Origin of the sequence: Parabacteroides sp. ZJ-118 (assembly GCF_011038785.1) — a bacterium.
GTDB lineage: Bacteria > Bacteroidota > Bacteroidia > Bacteroidales > Tannerellaceae > Parabacteroides.
In genome coordinates this window covers 1-3564 of record NZ_JAAKDT010000079.1, presented here as the reverse complement: position 1 = coordinate 3564, position 3564 = coordinate 1, and the positions used below count along the sequence as shown (strand labels likewise).

5 protein-coding genes and 1 pseudogene are annotated in these 3564 nt (G+C 50.0%); 5 read left to right on the top strand and 1 reads right to left on the bottom strand.

Features of this window, described 5'->3' with window-relative positions:
• Nucleotides 1-104: pseudogene (locus tag G7Y39_RS13950) on the top strand (epimerase); the annotation flags it as partial.
• Between the two features lie 125 nt (nucleotides 105-229).
• Nucleotides 230-1789, top strand: a complete 1560-nt coding sequence (locus tag G7Y39_RS13095) for an ATP-binding protein (RefSeq protein ID WP_165157881.1) — start codon at nucleotides 230-232, stop codon at nucleotides 1787-1789.
• Between the two features lie 167 nt (nucleotides 1790-1956).
• Here G7Y39_RS13095 and G7Y39_RS13090 read toward each other — a convergent pair whose 3' ends face one another.
• On the bottom strand, nucleotides 1957-2130 hold the full coding sequence (locus G7Y39_RS13090) for a hypothetical protein (RefSeq protein WP_241160063.1): 174 nt from the start codon (nucleotides 2128-2130) through the stop codon (nucleotides 1957-1959).
• A gap of 88 nt (nucleotides 2131-2218) precedes the next feature.
• Between G7Y39_RS13090 and G7Y39_RS13085 the strand changes: the two genes are divergently transcribed.
• The 3 genes from G7Y39_RS13085 to G7Y39_RS13075 all read left to right on the top strand — a co-directional run.
• Nucleotides 2219-2545: a hypothetical protein gene (locus tag G7Y39_RS13085; protein ID WP_165157880.1), complete on the top strand. Its 327-nt coding sequence runs from the start codon at nucleotides 2219-2221 to the stop codon at nucleotides 2543-2545.
• Nucleotides 2542-2874: an IS66 family insertion sequence element accessory protein TnpB gene (gene tnpB, locus G7Y39_RS13080; protein WP_165157879.1), complete on the top strand. Its 333-nt coding sequence runs from the start codon at nucleotides 2542-2544 to the stop codon at nucleotides 2872-2874. The genes G7Y39_RS13085 and tnpB overlap by 4 nt, the downstream gene beginning before the upstream one ends.
• Nucleotides 2875-3143: 269 nt before the next feature.
• On the top strand, nucleotides 3144-3564 hold a 421-nt coding region (locus G7Y39_RS13075; RefSeq protein WP_165157878.1), incomplete at its 3' end, for a hypothetical protein.

Below are 3564 nucleotides of genomic sequence, written 5' to 3'. Positions count from 1 at the left end.
ACACGGCCAAGGACAAGGATGACATGGGGATTGTCGCAGACATGAAAGCGATAGTGCCCGAGTTCAGAAGCCAGCACTCAAAATATGAGGTCCTTGATAAATAGGACTATTATGATTCAAGGTAACAGGACAATTAAAATCACGCTTGCTTTCTTTGCCATCTCGGCAAATTCTCCTAACTTTGTGAAATCAGGAATCCCGTACGGGGAAAATAGAAGGAAGGATGGAAATGGAACAGTTGCGTAAATTGCCTATCGGCATACAGACTTTTGAGGAAATACGTAAGGATAACTATCTTTATGTAGATAAGACCGATTTGGTTTATCAGATTGCGAATGTCGGTAAACCTTATTTCCTGAGCCGTCCGCGCCGTTTCGGCAAGAGTCTGCTCCTCTCCACTTTCGAGGCCTACTTCGAGGGGCGCAAGGATTTGTTCGAGGGGCTTGCCATAGAGAAGCTGGAGAGCAAGTGGGAAAAATACCCGGTGCTGTATCTGGACTTGAACGCGGAGAAATATGACTGTAAAGAGGCTTTGGAGCAGATGCTTTCACGTAATCTCAGCCTATGGGAGGATCGTTGGGGCAGCGATGCGGCGGAAGCTTCTCTTTCCGCACGTTTCTCCGGGGTTATCCGGCGTGCTTGCGAACAGACCGGCAAGCAGGCGGTTGTCTTGATTGATGAATACGACAAGCCTTTGCTTCAGGCTCTCCTCGATGAGCCGCTTCTGGATGAATACCGTCGGATACTGAAAGCCTTTTATGGGGTGCTGAAAAGCTCCGACCGCTACCTGCGCTTTGTGTTCCTGACAGGTGTCACCAAGTTTGCCCAGGTGAGCGTGTTCAGCGACTTGAACCAGCTGAACGACATCAGCATGAAACCCGCTTATGCTACGTTGTGCGGCATTACGAAGGAGGAGTTGGTGGAGAATTTCCGGCCGGAACTGGAGCGCATCGCCTTGCGCAGTGGCATATCGCCGCAGGAAGTGGCGGACAGAATGGGGCAACAATATGATGGGTATTATTTCCACCCGGAGAGTGTCGGCATGTTCAATCCGTTCAGCGTGCTGAACGCTTTCGATGCGGAGGAGTTGGGCAACTACTGGTTCCAAACGGGTACGCCCACCTACCTGGTAGATCTGCTGAAACAGAGCGACTACGACTTGCGCCTCTTGATAGACGGGATGGAGGTGCCCGCTTCCGCCTTCTCGGAATACCGTGCGGAGGCGAACAATCCGCTCCCGATGATTTACCAGAGCGGCTACCTGACCATCAAGGATTATGACAAAGAGGTCAACCTCTATACGTTGGGCTTCCCCAACAACGAAGTCCGCTACGGTTTCTTGAACTTCCTGGTGCCTTTTTACACCAAGGTCACCGACGACAAGACGGGTTTCCTCATCGCCCAATTCATGCGCGAGCTTCGTGCCGGGAATGTGGATGCGTTCATGGAGCGCCTGAAGGTGTTCTTCGCCGGCATTCCCTACGAACTGAGCGACAATACCGAGCGCCATTACCAAGCCATCTTCTATGTTATCTTCACGCTGCTGGGGCAGTTCATCGGGACGGAAGTACGCAGCGCCCGGGGCCGTGCCGATGCAGTGGTGAAAACCAAAGACGCTGTCTATGTCTTCGAGTTCAAGCTGAACGGCAGTGCCGAGGAAGCCTTGAAACAGATTGACGGGAAAGGCTATCTGATACCCTATGCGCTGGACGGGAAACGCCTCGTGAAGGTCGGTGTGAACTTTAGTAAGGAGACTCGGAATGTAGAGCGGTATATTGTGGAAGAATAGACTTTAAGTAAGCGTTCGGTGAAAGCCGACTCCCCGATGGACTTGCTTTACATGAAGCTCATTCTTGGTAACCGCAGAAGTCTGTGGTTGACTTTATCGTCTGCCTGTTCGACATGGACAGACTGTTGCAGTACCCCCTCTGAAATGTAGTTGTATCCCACAGAAGACTACCACATCATGCCCATGAGCCAGAATGGAATAGCGTTGCCTACAGGGTAGTCGGTGTTGTCTCTCAAGACATAGTCCGCTCCTTTAGGATTTTTGTTTTTTCCTCCAACTTCTAGGGTTTGTGATACATGGTCTTTCATAATCATATAATCACCTTTCTTCTCGTCTTTCATGGCGTTTATCTGTAAATCACCGTTGTAGCGTAAGGCAGGTCCCTTGATTCTCTCTACTTTCGCCTCTGCGAATCAAAACACAATTCATATGGAGACGAAAGAATACTTTGAGAAAGTGATGCAAGACTACAATCAGCACCGTACCGGTCGCAGCCTGAGAAAGTACTGCAAGGATGAAGGGGTTGACTATGCCTGGCTCATAGCGTACAAGAAGAACTATCCGCCACGCAAGGAGGAAGCCGTATCGGAAGCCCCCGGCTTCATTCCCCTGTCTTTGGAAGAGGAAAAGCCGGAGCCTCCTGTTTGGCGGGTTGCGCAATTGGTGCTGTCCTCTCCCGCGGGTGACCTGATTGAGATAAAGAGTAACAACCTGTTGGTGGCAGCCGAGCTGCTCCGTAAAATGTCCCGGCCATGATAAACTTCACCAACCGTACCAACTATTATATCAGTTCCTGTCCCACTGATATGCGTAAAGGGCGTGACGGATTGGCCCGGATTGTAAGGGAGTCGATGAAACGTAACCCGCTGTGTTATGACGAGGCCTTCATCTTCTATTCCAAGGATTACAAGAAAGTCAAGATATTGCACTATGACCTCAACGGTTACGTGATATATGAGAAATGGTTCGACGAGGGCCGCTTCCTCAAGCCGGCCTTTGAAGAAAGCAGGTCCTCGCACCATATAAGTCGTGAAACCTTGATACTGCTGCTTTCCACGGCAGTCCAACATAAACTAATCATTTGATAAGGATGCACGATCAGAGATAGAACGGTTAAAAGCCCTTGTTGCCGCGATTGAGCGTTATACAGCCCAAGTGAATGCCTATGCGGACAGTCTCGCGCTGGAGTGTGAGCGCAAGGAGAAGGAAGCCTCCGAGTTAAGGAAACAGGTTGCCGCGTTGAAAGAAGACCTGAAATCCAATTATGGTATAAATATTTGTGAATCAGATAATTGATAACTTTTATTAACTCTTTAAAGTTGCCTGATTCGCGGAATTTCGGTATCTTTATACTATGAAAAAGGAAGATAACAGGGACATACAATTCCGCCATTTGGTGATGGAAAACGTCAGGCTCACGAACGAGAACGCGCGTTTGAGGGCCCATGTCGACTTCCTTACGGAGGAGAACAGGTCCGTCGAGGATGAAACCCGTGAAGAGAGCAGGGCTGAGATCGAACATTGGAAATCCCTGTACGAATCCGCGCTGCAATCTGTCGAGGAGGCCAATGAGCGTGCGGACCGGTTCGAACAGTCTTCCAAGGGTAAGGATACAGAGATATCTTCCCTTAAAGCTGAGGTTGAGTCTCTGAGAGGGGCGAAAGAGGTGGCCGAGGTCGCGGCCCGGGCCAATGTGGATTACAAGAGCGTCATTGACTTGATACGTCACCGGCAGTTTAACCATAACAGTGACGCCTCCCGTTTCCTCAATGGCG